At 63.2% G+C, this 17,288-nt stretch carries 20 protein-coding genes; 11 read left to right on the forward strand and 9 right to left on the reverse strand.

The features are described from left to right. Window positions 1-2 precede the first annotated feature (2 nt). The 4 genes from AYK65_RS14160 to AYK65_RS14175 form a co-directional block, all read right to left on the reverse strand. Complete coding sequence (locus AYK65_RS14160) at window positions 3-1,109, reverse strand: MotA/TolQ/ExbB proton channel family protein (protein WP_026616267.1); 1,107 nt, start codon at window positions 1,107-1,109, stop codon at window positions 3-5. A 307-nt stretch (window positions 1,110-1,416) separates the two neighbouring features. Then, a complete protein-coding gene (locus AYK65_RS14165; RefSeq protein WP_081158802.1) occupies window positions 1,417-2,217 on the reverse strand; it encodes an inositol monophosphatase family protein in 801 nt (266 codons plus the stop codon). Between the two features lie 255 nt (window positions 2,218-2,472). Next, window positions 2,473-3,618, reverse strand: a complete 1,146-nt coding sequence (locus AYK65_RS14170; protein WP_034885697.1) for a tetratricopeptide repeat protein — start codon at window positions 3,616-3,618, stop codon at window positions 2,473-2,475. Window positions 3,619-3,627: 9 nt separating this feature from the next. Next, on the reverse strand, window positions 3,628-4,281 hold the full coding sequence (locus AYK65_RS14175) for a thiamine phosphate synthase (protein ID WP_081158886.1): 654 nt from the start codon (window positions 4,279-4,281) through the stop codon (window positions 3,628-3,630). Between the two features lie 97 nt (window positions 4,282-4,378). On the opposite strand from AYK65_RS14175, the gene AYK65_RS14180 reads away from it, so the two are divergent. After that, complete coding sequence (locus AYK65_RS14180; RefSeq protein WP_026616263.1) at window positions 4,379-5,158, forward strand: sulfite exporter TauE/SafE family protein; 780 nt, start codon at window positions 4,379-4,381, stop codon at window positions 5,156-5,158. 96 nt (window positions 5,159-5,254) lie between these two features. Next, on the forward strand, window positions 5,255-5,515 hold the full coding sequence (locus AYK65_RS14185) for an ArsR/SmtB family transcription factor (RefSeq protein WP_026616262.1): 261 nt from the start codon (window positions 5,255-5,257) through the stop codon (window positions 5,513-5,515). A gap of 159 nt (window positions 5,516-5,674) precedes the next feature. Here the strand turns inward: AYK65_RS14185 and AYK65_RS14190 are convergent, their stop codons facing one another. Then, complete coding sequence (locus AYK65_RS14190) at window positions 5,675-5,854, reverse strand: YdcH family protein (RefSeq protein WP_026616261.1); 180 nt, start codon at window positions 5,852-5,854, stop codon at window positions 5,675-5,677. 209 nt (window positions 5,855-6,063) lie between these two features. Between AYK65_RS14190 and AYK65_RS14195 the strand changes: the two genes are divergently transcribed. From AYK65_RS14195 to AYK65_RS14220, 6 genes are all read left to right on the forward strand, one after another. Further along, complete coding sequence (locus tag AYK65_RS14195; protein WP_012066888.1) at window positions 6,064-6,267, forward strand: YdcH family protein; 204 nt, start codon at window positions 6,064-6,066, stop codon at window positions 6,265-6,267. 53 nt (window positions 6,268-6,320) lie between these two features. Further along, window positions 6,321-6,785 carry a 5-(carboxyamino)imidazole ribonucleotide mutase gene (gene purE, locus AYK65_RS14200; protein WP_034885708.1) on the forward strand — a complete coding sequence of 155 codons (465 nt, stop codon included), beginning with the start codon at window positions 6,321-6,323 and terminating at the stop codon, window positions 6,783-6,785. Next, window positions 6,782-7,831 (forward strand): 5-(carboxyamino)imidazole ribonucleotide synthase, encoded by a 1,050-nt coding sequence (locus AYK65_RS14205; RefSeq protein ID WP_026616259.1) that lies wholly within the window; start codon window positions 6,782-6,784, stop codon window positions 7,829-7,831. Before purE ends, AYK65_RS14205 begins: the two co-directional genes overlap by 4 nt. 177 nt (window positions 7,832-8,008) lie before the next feature. Further along, a complete protein-coding gene (ykgO, locus tag AYK65_RS14210; RefSeq protein ID WP_010970191.1) occupies window positions 8,009-8,134 on the forward strand; it encodes a type B 50S ribosomal protein L36 in 126 nt (41 codons plus the stop codon). 92 nt (window positions 8,135-8,226) lie between these two features. Then, a complete protein-coding gene (locus AYK65_RS14215; protein ID WP_026616258.1) occupies window positions 8,227-8,835 on the forward strand; it encodes a tetratricopeptide repeat protein in 609 nt (202 codons plus the stop codon). 57 nt (window positions 8,836-8,892) lie between these two features. Further along, entirely contained in the window at window positions 8,893-9,936 is a 1,044-nt protein-coding gene (locus AYK65_RS14220) for an alpha/beta fold hydrolase (RefSeq protein ID WP_081158803.1), read from the forward strand. Here the strand turns inward: AYK65_RS14220 and pyk are convergent. Together pyk and AYK65_RS14230 are read right to left on the reverse strand one after the other, a co-directional pair. Further along, complete coding sequence (gene pyk, locus AYK65_RS14225) at window positions 9,903-11,342, reverse strand: pyruvate kinase (RefSeq protein WP_081158804.1); 1,440 nt, start codon at window positions 11,340-11,342, stop codon at window positions 9,903-9,905. The two genes, AYK65_RS14220 and pyk, sit on opposite strands and share 34 nt — an antisense overlap. Next, window positions 11,342-11,773 (reverse strand): DUF1036 domain-containing protein, encoded by a 432-nt coding sequence (locus AYK65_RS14230; RefSeq protein ID WP_373414025.1) that lies wholly within the window; start codon window positions 11,771-11,773, stop codon window positions 11,342-11,344. Before AYK65_RS14230 ends, pyk begins: the two co-directional genes overlap by 1 nt. 239 nt (window positions 11,774-12,012) lie before the next feature. Here AYK65_RS14230 and AYK65_RS14235 point away from each other — a divergent pair, with 239 nt between their 5' ends. The 3 genes from AYK65_RS14235 (at window position 12,013) to AYK65_RS14245 (ending at window position 13,519) form a co-directional block, all read left to right on the forward strand. After that, complete coding sequence (locus AYK65_RS14235; RefSeq protein WP_026616254.1) at window positions 12,013-12,807, forward strand: N-formylglutamate amidohydrolase; 795 nt, start codon at window positions 12,013-12,015, stop codon at window positions 12,805-12,807. A 19-nt stretch (window positions 12,808-12,826) separates the two neighbouring features. Then, window positions 12,827-13,132, forward strand: coding sequence for a DUF1244 domain-containing protein (locus tag AYK65_RS14240; RefSeq protein WP_026616253.1), 306 nt, complete (start codon window positions 12,827-12,829; stop codon window positions 13,130-13,132). Window positions 13,133-13,252: 120 nt separating this feature from the next. After that, a complete protein-coding gene (locus AYK65_RS14245; RefSeq protein WP_026616252.1) occupies window positions 13,253-13,519 on the forward strand; it encodes a DUF2312 domain-containing protein in 267 nt (88 codons plus the stop codon). Between the two features lie 81 nt (window positions 13,520-13,600). Here AYK65_RS14245 and AYK65_RS14250 read toward each other — a convergent pair whose 3' ends face one another. Beyond that, window positions 13,601-15,442: a peptidoglycan L,D-endopeptidase MepK gene (locus tag AYK65_RS14250; RefSeq protein ID WP_046116491.1), complete on the reverse strand. Its 1,842-nt coding sequence runs from the start codon at window positions 15,440-15,442 to the stop codon at window positions 13,601-13,603. Between the two features lie 189 nt (window positions 15,443-15,631). Next, entirely contained in the window at window positions 15,632-17,176 is a 1,545-nt protein-coding gene (locus AYK65_RS14255) for a sigma-54-dependent transcriptional regulator (protein WP_081158805.1), read from the reverse strand. Window positions 17,177-17,288 lie beyond the last annotated feature (112 nt).

Below are 17,288 nucleotides of genomic sequence, written 5' to 3' on the forward strand. Positions count from 1 at the left end.
GATCAGTCACCCCCACTCTCTTCAACGCGGCTGAGCTTCGCCTGCGTGATGGCCTTGTCCGGCTGGACGGTGATCCGCTCGGCCTGACCGATGCGCGCCGTCAGCCGGTCGAGGGTCTTGCGCATCGATTTCGCCTCCTCCTGCTGCGCTTCGATCCAGTCCCGCAGCATCTGCTGCTCGCCGCGCATGTTCTTGACGAGGCCCTGGATGCCTTCGGCAAGGCTCGCCATCGCCGCCGTCGTGCGCTGGTTCGCCCCGCCGTCATGAGCAAGCCGGGTGAGTTGGTCGGTGAGCCGCCGCAGCTCTTCTGCCGGCGCACCGTCGATTGAATCGATCGACGGTGAAAGGCCGGAGCCAACGTCGGTCACGGACGAAAGCCAGTTCTCGAGCTCGGTGTAGAAGCGGTTCTGGGCACGACCGGCCTGGAGGTCGAGAAAGCCGAGGATCAGAGAACCAGAAAGGCCGAACAGCGACGCGGAGAAGGCCGTTCCCATGCCGGTGAGCGGTGCAGAGAGACCGCCCTTCAACGAACTCAGGAGATCCTCCGTGCTGCCGGACCCCGCATCCAGCGACTGGATGACGGTATTGATCGAGCCGATTGTGCCGAGTAGGCCCCAGAAGGTGCCAAGCAGACCAAGAAAGACGAGCAGGCCGGCGAGATAGCGGGTGATGTCGCGCGATTCATCGAGCCGGGTGGCGATGGAGTCGAGGATCGAACGTAGCGCGATGGTCGAGATCGCGGTCGTCTGGCGACCGCCGATGAGAGCCCGCATGGGCGCGAGCAGCACGGGATCGCGCCCGACCTTGTCCGCGCTTCCGGCGGCGCGGAACGAGTTGAACCATCGAACCTCCGGCCGCAAGCTGAGGACGTGGTTGAAGGCCAGCAGGATGCCGATCAGAAGCACGCCCAGGATCAGCCCGTTGAGACCGGGATTGCCGACAAAGGCCTCGCGGGCCTGGCGGAAAAGGATCGCGGCGACGAACCCGACGATGATCAGGAAGAGGACCATCGTCCAGAAATAGGGCATGGGGCTCGAAAGCTTGTGCGGGTTGTAGTTTTCCTCCGCGCCTTCCTGGTCGCGCCACCCGGACAGATTCAATTTCGCCATAAGTTTGCCAATCTCCCGGTTTTGCGGCAATTCCGCGCGCCTGCCGGGGCAGGCAATGAGCGGCCGCAACACTTTGAATTGCCGCACCATTCTTGAATCGATGGCGATTTGAAGAGCGATGCTGCCGATGGCCCGGAGACTAGTGGAACTTTGCGCCAAATTGAAGGGAAAACAAAAGCCTCCGGCACAGAAGCCGACGGAGGCGACAGGAGGTCGCAGATCGCCCGCGATCCTGCGTAATCGCGGGCATCAAAGGCACGAGGCAATGGCACACGCGCCTGCTCACCCGCATCATGCTGTGCGCGATTTACTTCGCCGGCACCGGGCGCTGGATGACTTCGCGTAGCGCCTTGGCGATATATTCGTTCCCGCAGACGATCGAACCGGCCTCCAGCGGCCTGTTGCCGCCATCGGCGTCGGTCGTCCAGCCGCCGGCTTCACGGATAAGGAGGACCCCGGCGGCCATGTCCCAGGCGGCAAGGTCCCGCTCCCAGAAGCCGTCGAAACGGCCGGCGGCGACATAGGCAAGGTCGAGTGAGGCGGAGCCGAAGCGGCGGATGCCGGCAACCTCGCCCATGATGTGGCGGAGTTCGATCAGATACTTGCCGTGATTGCCGCGGCCAAGATGCGGCGTGCCGGTGCCGATGACCGCATCGGAAAGGGCCTTGCGCGCACCGACGCGCAGGCGCCGGTCGTTCAGGAAGGCGCCGCCGCCACGCTCGGCGGTGTAGAGCTCGTCCGTCGCCGGGTTGAAGACGACCGCGCCGACGATTTCACCCTGGCGCTCCAGCGCGATCGAGATGGCGAAATGCGGGATGCCGTGCAGGAAATTGGTGGTGCCGTCGAGCGGATCGACGATCCAGCGGTGGGCGCCGTCGGTTCCCTTGATCTCCTCGCCCTCTTCACCGAGGAAGCCGTAGGTCGGGCGCGCCTTCATGAGCTCGTCGCGGATGAGACGCTCTGCCTTGCGGTCCGCCTGCGAAACATAGTCGCCTGGGCCCTTCAGAGAAACCTGCAGGTTCTGCACTTCGCCGAAATCGCGCGCCAGCGACTTGCCGGCCTTGAAGGCGGCCTGGACCATGACATTGAGAAGGGCAGAACGAGCCATGTGGCAATCCTCTAGCGAAAGCCGGCCGAGTGTTCCCGACCGAGCATTGAACCTGTCTGACAATTCGCAAGCGGCCGCCGCTTTGGAAGCGCGGCCGCGTTTCACGAATCCGTCGTCAAAAAACCGAGTGAGACGTCACTCCGTCCGCGGGCAAGTGGTGCATGAGGGGCCGCGGAGAAAATCGGGGCTTCATGACCACAAAAACCCCGGAAGTTCAAGCGAAATAGATGACGCCGACCCACAGGAGGCAGAAGCTCACGACGAGCGGAACTTGTTTGCGGCCGCGAGCGCGGATTTTTGCTGCGTCTCGTTGAGGCCGAGATAGAAGTCCTCGAGCGCATCGTCCTTCAGCCCCGCACGGCGCGAGAGCACGTACCATTTCGCCGCCTCTACCGGATCCGGGCGTGTTCCGATCGCGTTGATGTAGAGGTGCGAGAGCCGGTTCTGAGCGACGACATTGCCGCCGTCGGCGGCGCGCTTCATCCAGGCGAACCCCTCCTCCAAATTGCGGTCGCCGGCAATGCCTTCGATCAGCCAGATCGCCATGTCGAGCTGCGCCGTATCGTAGCCGGCCCGCGCGGCTCTCAGCAGCCACTCGCGCGCCCGGGCGCGTTTGCTTTCCTCGATGCCGCTGACATTGAGATAGATCTGCGAGAGGGCATATTGCGCGTCGGCGATGCCCTGTTCGGCGGATTTCTCGTAATAGGGCATAGCCGCCTTCAGGCCCTTTTCGCCTGGCATGTCGGCGACAAGCGTCTGTCCGTAGTTGAACTGGGCCGAAGCATTGCCCAGATCGGCGGCCTTCTTCATCAGCTCTTCGGATTTCTTCCGGTCGCGCTTGACGTAGCGCCCTTCCATCAACATCAGGGCATATTTGAACATGGCTGCAGGATCGCCATTCTCCGCAGCCTGGCCATACCAGAAGGCCGCCGCTTTGGCGTTGCGCGCCACGCCGAGCCCCTGCTCGAGGATCGAGGCGACGAGCGTCTGGGCCGCCGGGTCGCCGAGCTGGGCGCGCGGCACGGCAAGGTCCATGGCCGTCAGATAGTAGCCGCGCTGGAAGGCGCCATAAGCTTCATCGATCTTGCCGTTGAACGGCTTCTCGGGAGGAAGGGCGGGCAAGTCGGCACCCATCCGCTCGATCACGTTGACGCCCTTCGACGGCGTGTTGCCGTCGCCGACCTTCGGCTTCGCTGGCGCTGTCGTCCCCGCGGGTTTCTCCTGTGCGCCTTCCGGTAGCGCCGCGCCGTTATGCGGCGTGATCCGCCCGCGTTTCGGAACGCTTCCCTCGTCGGTTGGGAGAGTGGCCGCCGGCTCGACGGCCCGAGCCGGCACCGCGGCAAGAATGATTGCCACGGCAAAGGCTGTGACCCGGCTGAGTTTCAGGAAAAAGCGGCTCATCGGCACGTCTTAATCTTCAAACCGTGGCGCTTTTTCGTCAAGCAATGCATTGACGGCCGCGACCACGGAGGGCGCCTGCCCCGACTCGCCGAAGACGGCAAGGCGGAGCGCCACGAACTCCGCTCCCGTCCCCGCTACCGCAAGTGCCGATTGCGGATCGGTGCCGCCCATGACGACGCAGGGAATTTCGATCATCGAGGCCCACCATTCGGCAAGCGCAAGATTCTTTGGATGCGCTTCCGGCTTTATGTCGCCGTCGGTGCGGCCGAAGAACACGTAATCCGGCCGAAGCTCTCCGATTTCGAGCGCATGATGGCGATCCGTAGCATTGCCGCCGCCGACGATCAGCTTCGGCGCGTGCCTTTCAATCGCTTCGGCAAGCGCATCCACGCCGCCCGCGATGTGCAATCCGTCCGCCTTGGCGCGGCCGGCAACACGCGTGTCGCCCTCGATCAAGGCTGCCGCGCCCGCCTGCTGGATCACCGCCACGAGCGCCTCGGCGTGCTTCTGGAAATCCTGATCGCTGAGACCGTATTGCGGCACGATGACGGAGGCCACATCGCCACCCTTCAATGCCTCGCCGACGAGCTTGGAACGCTCCGCGGCATCCGCCAGATCGGGTGCGACCAGCACGAGGCGGCAGCGGTTTTCTGTGTTGCTCATGTGGTCATCCTGGCGACGCATCTGCCCCGAGGGCCGGCACTCGATTTCGTTCGGGAAAACCGATAGACGGAGATGACAGAAGGATCAACCGCCCGCAATGTTTCCCGACTACGACTTCTATCTCATCGCCGTTCCGGCCGTCCTGCTCGTTGGCCTCAGCAAGGGGGGCATGGGCGAGGCGCTCTCGCTGATGGGCGTCCCGATCCTGTCCATGGCCGTCTCGCCGGTTCAGGCGGCCGCGCTGCTTCTGCCCATCCTCATTGCCATGGACATGGTGTCCCTATGGATCTGGCGCAAACATGGCGACCGGCGGACCCTTTTCATGCTGCTGCCCAGTGCCATCGCCGGCATCGCCGTCGGTTGGGCGACCTCGGCTTACGTGCCGCGAGACGCTTTGAGGCTGATCATCGGTCTCATCACGGTCACCTTCGTGCTGCGCTATGTCTATACCGTTTGGCTGAGCCGCAATGGCGCCCCCATTCGGCCAAAGCCGCAGCGCGCCGGCCCGGCCGCGCTCTGGGGCTCGCTTGCCGGCTATGGCAGCTTCGTCGCCCATGCCGGCGGTCCGCCGTTTCAGATCTATGCCCTGCCCCTGAAGCTCGAGCCGCGCGAATATACCGGCACCATCGTCCGCTTCTTCGCGATCCTCAATGCGGTGAAGCTCGTACCCTATTTCGCCCTCGGCCAGCTCGACCTCAGCAATGTCACGATATCGGCAACGCTCTTCCCGCTCGCGATGGTGGCGACCGCATGCGGCGCATGGATCGTCCGACGGATGAAGCCGCAGGTCTTTTACCCGTTCATGTATACGATGGCCCTCATCGCTGGCTCGAAGCTCGTCTGGGACGGTCTTGCGAACCTGCTGTCCGGAAGTTGAGCAGCTCTGAGCGGCCGCTTTTGCTGCAAAGCAAAGCGGCATGCCGCAACGCACAATTTTCTTGCCGCTCATCGGGAATTCGCTTAACCTCCGGCCATGACGATCGCGGACCCATTCGATGCCATTGCGGATCCGAACCGGCGCTATCTGCTGGAGGAATTGCGGCGCGCGCCGCGGACCGTGAACGAACTCGCCGAGGGCCTGCCGATCAGCCGCCCGGCCGTATCGCAGCATCTGAAGGCGCTGCTCGACTGCAATCTCGTGTCGGTCTCGACGAGCGGAACGCGGCGTATCTACGCGATCCACAAGCCCGGCTTCGACCGGCTCAATCTCTGGCTCGACCAGTTCTGGTCATAGTCTTGACGCCTCCGACGCGGAAATCCGCAACGGAAGCGAACCGGGCAAAGAGCCCGGTCCAGCGATCCGTAAGTTGGATTTTGGGGATTGTTGTTGACCTTATCGCCGCGTCGTCTCACGCAGAGATGACGCTTTCCCGATGATCTCGGGAACGACCGTTCAGTGCGTGGTCGTCGAAGAACGAAGTCGTTCGATTTCGTCTTTGATGCGCAGCTTCCTCCGCTTGAGTTCGCTGATCAACTCGTCCTCGCAGGACGGAGAGTTGAGAGCTTCGTGGAGCTCCTCTTCAAGGGCGCCATGTTTTTTCTCAAGCGTTGCAAGATGAGCCTCAATGGTCATTGGCAGTCCCTTCCTTTTGCTTGCATCCGGCACGCAAATGCCGGATGTTCCATGGTTGAAACCTTTCTACTGTGCCATGCCATTTTTCATTTGTCGAAGGCGAAATGATGACGTCGGATAACTTCCCGTTACCGCCCAAGATGTGGTAGAGCGACGCAGGAAATTCCGGTTCGCGGCTCGACGCGACCGGCTTATGGGGATCGCTTTGCATGCCGGACCAGGACCAGGCCGAACTCAGACTGACTATCGCGCGCCTGAGGCAGGAACATGAAGATTACGATGCGGCGATCAACGCCATGATCCAGACCGGCTGCGACGCCCTGCGCATCCAGCGCATGAAGAAAAAGAAGCTGGCGATCAAGGACAAGATCACCAAGATCGAAGACCAGATCATCCCCGATATCATAGCCTGAAGCGGATCCAGACAGACGTGACCGACACTACGCCCCCGCCCGTCGCCATCATCATGGGAAGCCAGTCGGACTGGGAGACGATGAAGAATGCGGCCGACACGCTCGAGGCGCTTGACATCGCCTATGAAGCCCGGATCGTTTCCGCGCATCGCACGCCCGACCGCCTGGTGCGCTTCGCCAAGGGCGCGCGCGACGAAGGCTTCAAGGTGATCATCGCCGGCGCCGGGGGTGCCGCGCATCTTCCGGGAATGTGCGCCTCGATGACGCCGCTGCCGGTCTTCGGCGTTCCGGTTCAATCGAAGGCGCTGTCCGGTCAGGACAGCCTGCTCTCGATCGTCCAGATGCCGGCCGGCATTCCCGTCGGCACGCTGGCGATCGGCAAGGCGGGCGCCGTCAACGCGGCGCTTCTGGCCGCAGCCGTGCTCGCGCTCAGCGATGAGGACCTTGCCGACCGTCTCGACGACTGGCGCGAACAGCAGACCGTATCGGTCGCGGAATATCCGGTAGACCAGGCATGAAGACGATCGGCATCATCGGCGGCGGCCAGCTCGGCCGCATGCTGGCCATGGCGGCTGCGCGCCTGAACTTCCGCACCGTCATCCTCGAACCGCAGCCTGACTGTCCCGCCGCACAGGTCGCGAACTCCCAGATCGTCGCGGCCTATGACGACCCGCGTGCGCTGGACGAGCTTGCGCAGGCATCGGACCTCATCACCTACGAGTTCGAGAACGTCCCCGTGGCGGCCGCTGAGAAGCTCGGCGCATCGCGGCCGGTCTTTCCGCCGCCGAAGGCGCTCGAAGTCGCGCAGGACCGGCTCGTCGAAAAACGCTTCATCAACGATTGCGGCATCGCGACGGCCCGCTTCCACGCCGTAGACAGCCAGGCCGATCTCGACCGGGCGCTTGCCGATTTCGATGGCGTCGGCGTGCTCAAGACCCGACGCCTCGGCTACGACGGCAAGGGCCAGCGCGTCTTCCGCTCCGCCGATGACGATCCCGCCGGGGCGTTCGCCGCGCTGGGGCAGGTCCCGCTGATCCTCGAAAGCTTCGTGCCGTTCGACCGGGAAATCTCTGTCATCGGCGCCCGCGCGACAGATGGCAGCACCGCCTGTTTCGATCCGGCGGAAAACGAACACCGCAATGGCATTCTCCACATGTCGACCGTGCCGGCTTCCGTCAGTGCGTCGACCGCGGAGGCCGCCCGCAAAGCGGCGACCGCCATACTCGAGGCGCTTGGCTATGTGGGCGTGATCGGAGTGGAATTCTTCGTTCTCGCCGATGGCAGCGTCGTCGCAAATGAGATCGCCCCGCGCGTTCACAATTCCGGCCACTGGACAGAGGCGGCCTGCGTGGTTTCGCAATTCGAGCAGCACATCCGCGCGATCACCGGACTGCCGCTCGGCGATCCGGCGCGCCATTCGGATTGCGTGATGCGGAACCTGATCGGTAACGACATTGCCGACGTTTCGAGCCTGCTTGCCGAGCGCAACGTGCTGGTGCACCTCTACGGCAAGGGCGAGGCGCGCCCCGGCCGCAAGATGGGTCATTTCACCCGCCTCGTCTGAACCGGATGGTCACGGAATCACGGGACCGCGCGCCAAAATCCCCTGTCTTGCGGTTGACACAATAGGGCCGACAGGCTATGTGCCTGCCTACTTGAAGAGCGCGCTGAATGGCGCGCTTTTGATTGTTGGAATTTACCGGGCGAATTTTCGTTCCCCGAAACCTGCGGATCAGGAAAAATGAAGATCAAGAATTCGCTCAAGTCGCTGAAGACCCGCCATCGCGAAAACCGTCTGGTTCGCCGCAAGGGCCGCGTCTACATCATCAACAAGCTGAACCCGCGCTTCAAGGCACGCCAGGGCTGAGCCCGTGGGCGGCTTTTGCCGCCACGCCTGATCGGCCGGTCGCTTCGGTGATCCCCCAAAATTGATTTGATCTTGTTCCATGGCGGGCTACGATGCCCGCCATGCGATTTTCTATACCCTTGATTCTGGCGTGTTTCGCCTTGTCCGCCCCGCTGTCCGGCACGCCGCTGCTTGCGGCAGAGCCTTCGGCACAGGCGGAAGTCGCCAGCCTCGCCACACCCAAAGAACGCCTGGACGCCCTGTTCGCCGAGCTCAAGAAGGAAGGCGACGAGGAAAAGGCGCGGCAGGTAGCCGACCGCATTCGCCTCGAATGGCAGGATTCCGGCAGTGCGACCGTGAACCTCTTGATGCAATGGGCGAACACGGCCATCACCGACGACAAGCATGCGGTCGCCCTCGACATACTCGATCAGGTGATCGTTCTTGCGCCGAACTATGTCGAAGGCTGGAATCGCCGCGCCACCCTGCATTACCAGATGGGCAATTACCGCAAGTCGATGTCCGACATATATCGTGTGCTGGCGATCGAGCCCCGGCATTTCGGCGCATTGGCCGGCATGGCGACCATGCTGGAGACCAGCGGCAAGAACGAGCTCGCGATGCGGGCCTGGCAACAGTTTCTCGACATCTACCCCTCGGACCGGAAGGCGCAGGAGCAGCTTGGTGAACTGGCGGAAAAGCTTGCCGGCAGTCGAACCTGACAGCCCGGAGTCTCTGCCGACCTCCCGCTCTTCCCGATCCCTTCAGACCGACGCTTGATGTTTCCGGCACTTTTGATCCTCGCCGCCCTCGCCTTGACGATCGCCTACAGCCTCTACCAGGCACGCCGGATCACGGCGCGATTTCCGAATGGCGGCGAACTGGTCGACATCGGCGGCTTTCATATGAATTGCGTCCACATTCGACCGAGTGCGGCAGCAGATCTTCCCCCCATCGTCTTCATACATGGAGCGAGCGGCAACCTCCTCGACCAATTGCATGCCTTCCGCCCGGCACTGGAGGGCCGTGCCGAAATGCTCTTCGTCGATCGACCGGGTCACGGCTATTCCGAGCGGGGCGGGCCGTCCAACGCGCGTCCGGACGGCCAGGCCGATGCCATCGTGCGACTGATGGAAAAGCGAGGCATTTCACAGGCGATCATCGTCGGCCACTCCTTCGGCGCCGCGATCGCTGCGAGCCTCGCGCTTCATCACCCCGACAGAACCTTGGGCGTCGTGCTGCTCGCACCGGCGACGCATCCCTGGCCCGGCGGCGTGGATTGGCACGTCAAGTTGGCGACGCTGCCGCTTCTCGGCTGGCTTTTCGCCCACACGATCGTGATCCCGCTCGGCCTGAGGCGCATCGATAGCGTGACGCAGTTGATATTCCGGCCCAACCCGCGTCCTGCCGATTACATCGCCAACACCGCGCCGCATCTCGTGCTGAGGCCCTCCACCTTTCAACACAACGCCGTCGACATCGCCAACCTTCACGCTTACGTGACGCGGATGTCGCCGCGCTACGCGGAGATCTCCGCCCCGACGGTCGTGATCACCGGAGATAAGGACGCCATCGTTCTGGCCGAGATCCATTCGCGTGGGCTTGCGAGCGCCATCAGCGGGTCGGAGCTGCTCTGGATCGCCAATCTCGGACACAAGCCCGACTATGTGGTGACCGACCTGGTCGTCGCCGCGATCGAGAAGGTCTCAGGTATGACGCGCGATCTTCAAGAAATCGCAAGGCGGGCCGAAGCCCGCCTGGTGGGTGGCGCTCCGAAGGAACACGCTCCTTATACGCCCGTCATTCCGTCGGAGCCGATATAGGCGATGCGCAGCATGTTGGTGGCGCCGGGGGTTCCGAGCGGCACGCCGGCGGTGATGATGATGCGGTCGCCGGGTTTACCGAAGCCCTCGCTCGCGACGATGCGGCAGGCACGGTTGACCATGTCGTCGAGATCGGTCGCGTCTTCGGTGACGACGCAGTGCAGTCCCCAGACGACCGAGAGACGGCGCGCCGTTTGAACGATCGGCGAAAGCGCGATGACCGGCACCTGCGGCCTTTCGCGTGCCGCGCGCAGGCCGGTGGTCCCCGAGGAAGTATAGGTGACGATCGCAGAGAGTTTCAGCGTCTCGGCGATCTGATGGGCGGCAAGCGAGATGGCGTCGGCACCGGTTGCCTCCGGCGGCGTCCGCTGGGCATAGATGATGCCGGGATAGTGCGGGTCACGCTCGACGCTGCTCGCGATCGAGGCCATGGTCGAAACTGCTTCGATCGGATATTCGCCGGAAGCGGATTCAGCCGAAAGCATCACCGCGTCGGCGCCCTCAAAGACGGCCGTCGCTACGTCCGAGACCTCGGCGCGCGTGGGAACCGGCGAGGAGATCATCGACTCGAGCATCTGGGTCGCGACCACGACCGGCTTGCCGGCGCGCCGACAGGCGCGCGTGAGCTGCTTCTGGAGGCCTGGTACAGACTCGAGCGGCATCTCGACACCGAGGTCGCCGCGCGCCACCATCAGCGCGTCCGAAAGCTCGATGATCTCGTCGATGCGCTCGATCGCCTGCGGCTTTTCGATCTTCGACATGATACCGACGCGGCCACGGGCGATCTTGCGGACCTCGGCGAGATCCTCCGGACGCTGGATGAAGGAAAGCGCCACCCAGTCGACCTCTCCCGTCGCCAGCACGGCGTCGAGGTCGACGCGGTCCTTCTCGGTCAGCGCGCCGACGCCGAGCAATGTGTCGGGCAGGCTGACACCCTTGCGGTCCGAGATCTTGGTGCCGGAAACGACGGTGGTGACGATGCTCTTGCCGTCCGTCTTTTCAGCGTGCAGATGCAGTTTTCCGTCGTCGATCAGCAGCCGGTCGCCGGGCTTCACCGCTTCGAGAATCTCCGGATGCGGAAGGTAGACGCGCGTCGCGTCGCCGGGAACGTCCCTGTTGTCGAGCGTGAAGGTCTGGCCGATCTTCAGCTCGACCTTGCCTTCGGTGAACTTGCCAACGCGCAGCTTCGGGCCCTGCAGGTCGGCAAGGATGCCGATCGGCCGTCCGCAGCGTGCCTCGACCGCGCGGATCCGCTCGATCAGTGTGCGCATGAGCTCATGGCTGGCATGGCTCATGTTGATACGGAACAGGTCAGCCCCCGCCTCATGCAGCTTCTGGATCATCTGCTCGTCGGCCGATGCCGGCCCGAGTGTGACGAGGATTTTGACTTTCCGGTTCCGTCTCATCAATTCTGGCTTTCCTGCGTGCCGGGCGTGTCGGAAAGCTGAACCATCCAGCTCCCCTGCCGCCCCGTGTCATATTCCTTGAATCCCATGCGCTGGAACCCGCGGGCGAAGCAGTCCTGCACGCCGACGATCTTGAACTCGTTTTCGGCGACGCACATGTTGATGTCGCCCGTCCAGCGGCCGCCGCGGGCCGCATCTTCCGCATAGAGATAGTAGTAGCGGGACTGGAGCTCGCCCTCGATCAGCGTGGCGCAGGTCGTTGCCGGCACCTGCCACCAGCCTTCGGTGACCCAGCCCTCCTTGGCCCGGTAGCCGATCGCCACGCCAACCAGATTTTGCGTCCCATTGCAGACGCGAAAGTCGGCGCGGGCCTCGTCGGCAAATAGAACTGAGGCGGACATTGCCAAGGAAAACAGGAGGATAGCCTCCAACGTCGTCGAACCCGGCTTCGCTCTGGAAAAAGGATATCTAGACACGGCTTCCTGCGGAACTCCGTTTTGATTTGCGTGGCACTTTCTTGCGACGGCCAGCCCCGAAAGTCAACGCAACTCTAATCGATTATATTGCCCATTCCTGTGACAGAAATCGCAAGACTTTCGCCTTTTTCTTGCGAACGGCGATGTTGCATGCAATCAGGTCAAGGACGTTCGACAAGCAAAGCAGGAGCGGAATGCGGCATTACACTCCTTACGAGATCATCGAGGGCAACGCTCGGAACGGCCTTGTGCTCCTCGCCGATCACGCCATGAACCGCTTGCCGCTGGAATACGGCCGGCTCGGCCTCCCCGAAAGCACATTTGAACGTCACATCGCCTACGACATCGGCATCGAACCGCTGACGCGGCAATTATCGGCCGCGCTCGATGCCCCGGCCGTGCTCGGCTGCTTCTCGCGCCTCCTCATCGATCCGAACCGCGGCGAGGACGACCCGACTCTGATCATGAAGATCTCGGACGGCGCCATCATTCCCGGCAATTATCCGATAACCGCCGAGGAATGGCAGAACCGGCTGAACCGCTTCCACCGCCCCTATCACCAAGCCGTGTCGCAGACCATTGCCGAGGCCGCCGCGAAGGGTGGGAGAGCGCCGCTGGTGATCTCGCTGCATTCCTTCACCCCCGCCTGGAAGGGGGTCGCGCGCCCTTGGCACGCCGCCGTGCTCTGGGACAACGATCCGCGCGCCGTCTTCCCGCTGATCGAACGGCTCGAGGCGGCCGGCGATATCATCGTCGGCAACAATGAGCCCTATGACGGTGCGCTGAGGGGCGATACCATGTACCGGCACTGCATGACGCCGGGCATTGCCCACGCGCTGATCGAGGTGCGCCAGGACCTGATCGCCGACGAAGCCGGCGTTGCCGCCTGGACGACGCGCCTTGCGCCCATCCTCGCGGAGTTGAATGCCCTGCCGGAGCTTCATGCCTATCGGCGCCATCCGTCGCGCACGGGCGCCTATGAAGGCTGACGAAAGAGGAGACCACCCGATGAACGAACTCAGCCAGGAACAGCGAACCGCCTTCGAAGCTGCGGCGTTCCGCCGGCTGGTTACGCATCTGCGCGAACGCAGCGACGTGCAGAACATCGACCTGATGAACCTTGCCGGCTTCTGCCGCAATTGCCTGTCGAACTGGTATCGCGAGGCGGCGGAAGCCTCAGGCGTCGCGATGAGCAAGGAAGAATCCCGCGAGATCGTCTACGGCATGCCCTACGACGAATGGCGCGAACGATATCAGAAGGATGCATCCGTCGAGCAGAAGGCGGCATTCGAGCGCAATCGGCCGAAGGCGTAGGTGAAAGGCGGGAAATGCGCCATTGTTGCGCAAATCGCCCTTGACCTCGGCCGCGGTTCGCGGCAGGTCACAGCACCCGGAAATTCATTCCCCAATTCATTCCCCATAAAGGAGAAGACCATGTCGGATGCTCACGGCATTGCCCGCGACCAACTTCGCGCTTTCATCGAACGGATCGAACGTCTGGAAGAGGAAAAGAAGACCATCGCGGACGATATCAAGGACGTCTACGGCGAGGCGAAGTCGATGGGCTTCGACACGAAGATCCTGCGCAAGGTCATTTCCATTCGCAAGCAGGATCAGGACGAGCGCATGGAGCAGGAAGCGATCCTCGACACCTATCTGCAGGCACTCGGCATGGTCCCCGCCGCCGAGGATGCGGCCTGATCCGGCCCGATCCATATTAACGAAAAGCCCGCCTGACCGGCGGGCTTTTCTTTGCGCGGAGCGGAAGATTGGAGGCGAAACTCAGTTGGTGCTGAACTTCTTCACTTCCATGAAGTTGACCGCGTTGCCACTGAAGCGTGCCGTGTCCATCGCGCCGGTGTTGCTGGTGAAGCCCGCCGCATAGACGGTGGTCGGTGCTGCCCGGAGCGATTTGCTGACGAAGCGCGGCGCCTTGACCGGTTTCGACAGGGTAGCGACTCGGCCCGTCGTCAGCGCCCACTCGGAGATGATCTTCTGCGTGAGCTTCGGCTCGGTGCGAAGGGAAGACCGGCTTGCCGCCTCGGCGTCCTGCTTTTTGGGGCGGGCGCCTTTCGAGGGCGCGTCGGCGCGCGTGTCGAAGGCGCTGTCGAAGATCGCCTCACGCGAGGTCGCGCTCGGCTGCGGCGCATAAGCGGCCACCTGGACCGTCGGGGGTGCAGCGGGCGTCTCATCCTCGACGGTCGGCGCCGCAAGGGCGACGCGGGTCTTGGCTTCGGCAGCGCCACGCGGTTCGGCGGCGGATGCGAGGACCGGACGCTCCGCAAAGGCAGGAGCCACGACATTGGCGTCGGCGACGGCGGCGAGCGCCTCTTCGCCGGCCGGGCGCATGCCCGGCACCGGCACGAAGCCGAGTTCCGGAGCTTGGCCCTCCACGGACGCGACGAGCGTCTCGTTGGCGACGATGGCATTCATGTCACGCCGGTCGAGCATCTGCGGAACCGGCACCTTTAGCGCGTCGAGGTCGGCATATTCCGGGGACGTTTCCGGCGTTTGCGGCATGGCGGCTGCAAGCGCTTGCTGGGCGCTGTTCTTTTCCGGCGCGACGAGCGCGACCGCTACGCCGCCATCAGCCGGAGCGTCCTTGAAGGCGGGACGCACCGCCGGTACCGGCGCGTTGATGTCCTGCTGTTCTTGCTGAGGTGCGGCGGTGGAACCGGCGACGCCCGGAAGCGCTTCCTGGTTTGCCGGTGCCGACGCGGTCTGGACCTTGCCCGGGGCTTCCTCGTCGCCGCCTTCGCCCGGGCCGGCGGCGATTGCCGTCGGTTCTTCGTCCTCGTCGCCGCCCCCGAAGAGCATCGCAAAGAGATTGCGGCGCTTGCCATCTACGTCGCCCGGGCCCTTTGCGCCGCCGCCGGCGACCTGGATCGCCGACGCGCCGACGCGGCGCTTGTAGTCGGCGACTGCCTGCTCGTAGCCGGGCAGCGGCCTGCCGTCTGACGGGATATGCATGGTCTTGCCGTCGGGGAAGAGCCGTGCAAGTTCGTTACGCGTCATGCGCGGCCAGGCACGCACCCCGCCGACATCCATGTGCACGAAGGGGGAACCCGAAGTCGGATAATAGCCGACGCCGCCGACCTGGAATTTCATGCCGATCTCGCGCAGCGTCTTGAGCCTTACGTCCGGTATGTAGAAGTCCATCGCCTTGCCTAGCATATGCTGGCTCTTCTTCGCGACGCCCTTCGAGCGCGACCTCAGCATGCCGTTCGTGGCGGGCGAGCGATAGGCCGAAACGACGTGGATATAGTCGCGCGAACCGCTCTTCTGATAGACCTCCCAGACGAGATCGAGCAGGCGCGGGTCCATCTTGGTCGGCTCGTTTCGCCGCCAATCACGCAGGAAACGGTTGATCTGCTGCAGCCCCTTAGAATCGTAGCGGCCGTTGCGCTTGAAAGTGATCTGCGCCTTTTCCTTGGTATGAATGAAATAGAGCTTCAGCGTACGGGTCTGGCCCGCGGCCTCTACCGGAGGAGCCATGCCAGGTGTGACGAGGGAGCAAGCCAGGGCGATGGAGGCAAGAACCTGCGGCGCCTTGCGGGCGACCGCCGAGCAGAGTCTGCGCGCTAAGGAACCAATTGGTTCCTCCAAACCGAACAAATTTGGCATTCAATCCCCGTCCGACGGACAACCGTGCTTTGCTGTCTCAGATGACTGTCAAATAAGGTGACAGCATGGCAAATATGCCACAGTGGTCACCGCCCCTTATAATATAGTGAACAGTTTGCTAACAAGGTCTAAACGGCGGTGACCGAATTGCACGGCAAATGAGCTGTGAATGCGTCGATTCTATGAGCTTTATGCGGCATCGCGCAGCGGATTGTCGGGGTCTATGCCGTAATCCTTGAGCTTGCGATAGAGCGTCGAGCGGCCGATACCGAGCTTGCGCGCCACCTGGCTCATCTGTCCGCGATAGAATTTCAGGGCAAAACGAATCAGTTCCTCCTCGACCTCTGCGAGTTTCCTTACGTCGCCGCCTTCACTGAGGCTGGCGATGGCGTTCTCCGGCCTCGTGTCCGAAGCCGGTTCACGCGGCACGGTTTTTTCCTGCGCGCCGGTTTCGACCCTCGGCGCCACAGCTCGGTCCGCGGCTGCTAGACGGCGCTCCGGCCCCGCCTCGCCCCAGGAGAAGCCGCTGCGGTCGGCAACGACGTAACCCGGTATTTGGGTGGCGATCTGCGGGAAGTCCCTGACCGTGAGCTCGTTGCCCTCGGCAAGAACGACGGCGCGGAAGATCGCGTTTTCGAGCTGGCGGATGTTGCCCGGCCAGTCATAGGCCGTCAGCAGCGCCATGGCTCCGCTCGATAACGTCAGCGGCTGATTGAGCCTCTGCTCGGCGGCGAAACGCTCCACGAAAGCGCGCACCAGCACCGGAATATCTTCCTTGCGCCGGCGCAGCGCCGGAATCGTGATCGGGAAGACGTTGAGGCGGTAGTAGAGGTCTTCGCGGAAGCGCCCCTCGCGCACCTCGTTGATGAGATCCTTGTTGGTGGCCGAGATCAGCCGCACGTTCACCTTCTGCGGCTGACGCGCACCGATGGTCTCGATCTCGCCCTGCTGGACGGCGCGCAGGAGCTTGACTTGGACTTCGAGCGGAAGGTCACCGATCTCGTCGAGGAAAAGCGTGCCGCCGTCGGCATCGACGAACTTGCCGCTGTGCCTTTCGGTCGCCCCGGTGAAAGCACCCTTCTCGTGGCCGAAGAGAATGCTTTCGACGAGGTTCTGTGGAATGGCGCCGCAATTGACGGTGACGAAAGGTTTGTTTGTCCGCTCGCTCGCCGACTGGATCGCCCGCGCCACCATTTCCTTGCCGACCCCCGACTCGCCTTCGAGCACGACCGGGATGTTCGACTGGGCGGCACGGCGGGCGAGATCGATGACGCGGATCATTGCCGGGCTCGCCGAGACGATGTCGTCGAAGCCGACGGCGCCGCCGCGCGGCCGCCGCGCCGTTTTGACCCTGCCGTCGCGGCTCGCCATCTTCAGGGCGTTGCCGATCGCAATCGACAGCCGCTCCGGCGAAACCGGCTTGACGAGAAAATCGAAGGCCCCTGCCTGCATCGCCTGGACGACCGTCTCGATGCCGCCCTGCCCCGTCTGGACGATGACGGGGATATCGATGCCGCGCTCGGCGAGCGCTTCGAGAAAGCCGTGACCGTTCATTTCAGGCATGAGAAGATCGAGCAGGATCACGTTGATGATGCCGCCCTTGCGCTCCAGGAGTTCGAGCCCGCTACGCCCATTGTCGGCGAGATGTGCGACATGGCCGAGCCGTTCGATCATGTTCGTCAGCAGCCGACGCTGCACCGGATCATCGTCGATGACAAGAATATGGGATGTCACGAAAGCCTCCTGCTCAGGACATGGCGGTACTCTTTGGCCAGCTTCATGTGCCAAATCATGCCAGCATTCGTGCCACAAAGGCCTGAACATCATGTTTTGAGAAATGCTTGCA

The sequence above is a fragment of the Ensifer aridi genome, assembly GCF_002078505.1.
GTDB lineage: Bacteria > Pseudomonadota > Alphaproteobacteria > Rhizobiales > Rhizobiaceae > Sinorhizobium > Sinorhizobium aridi.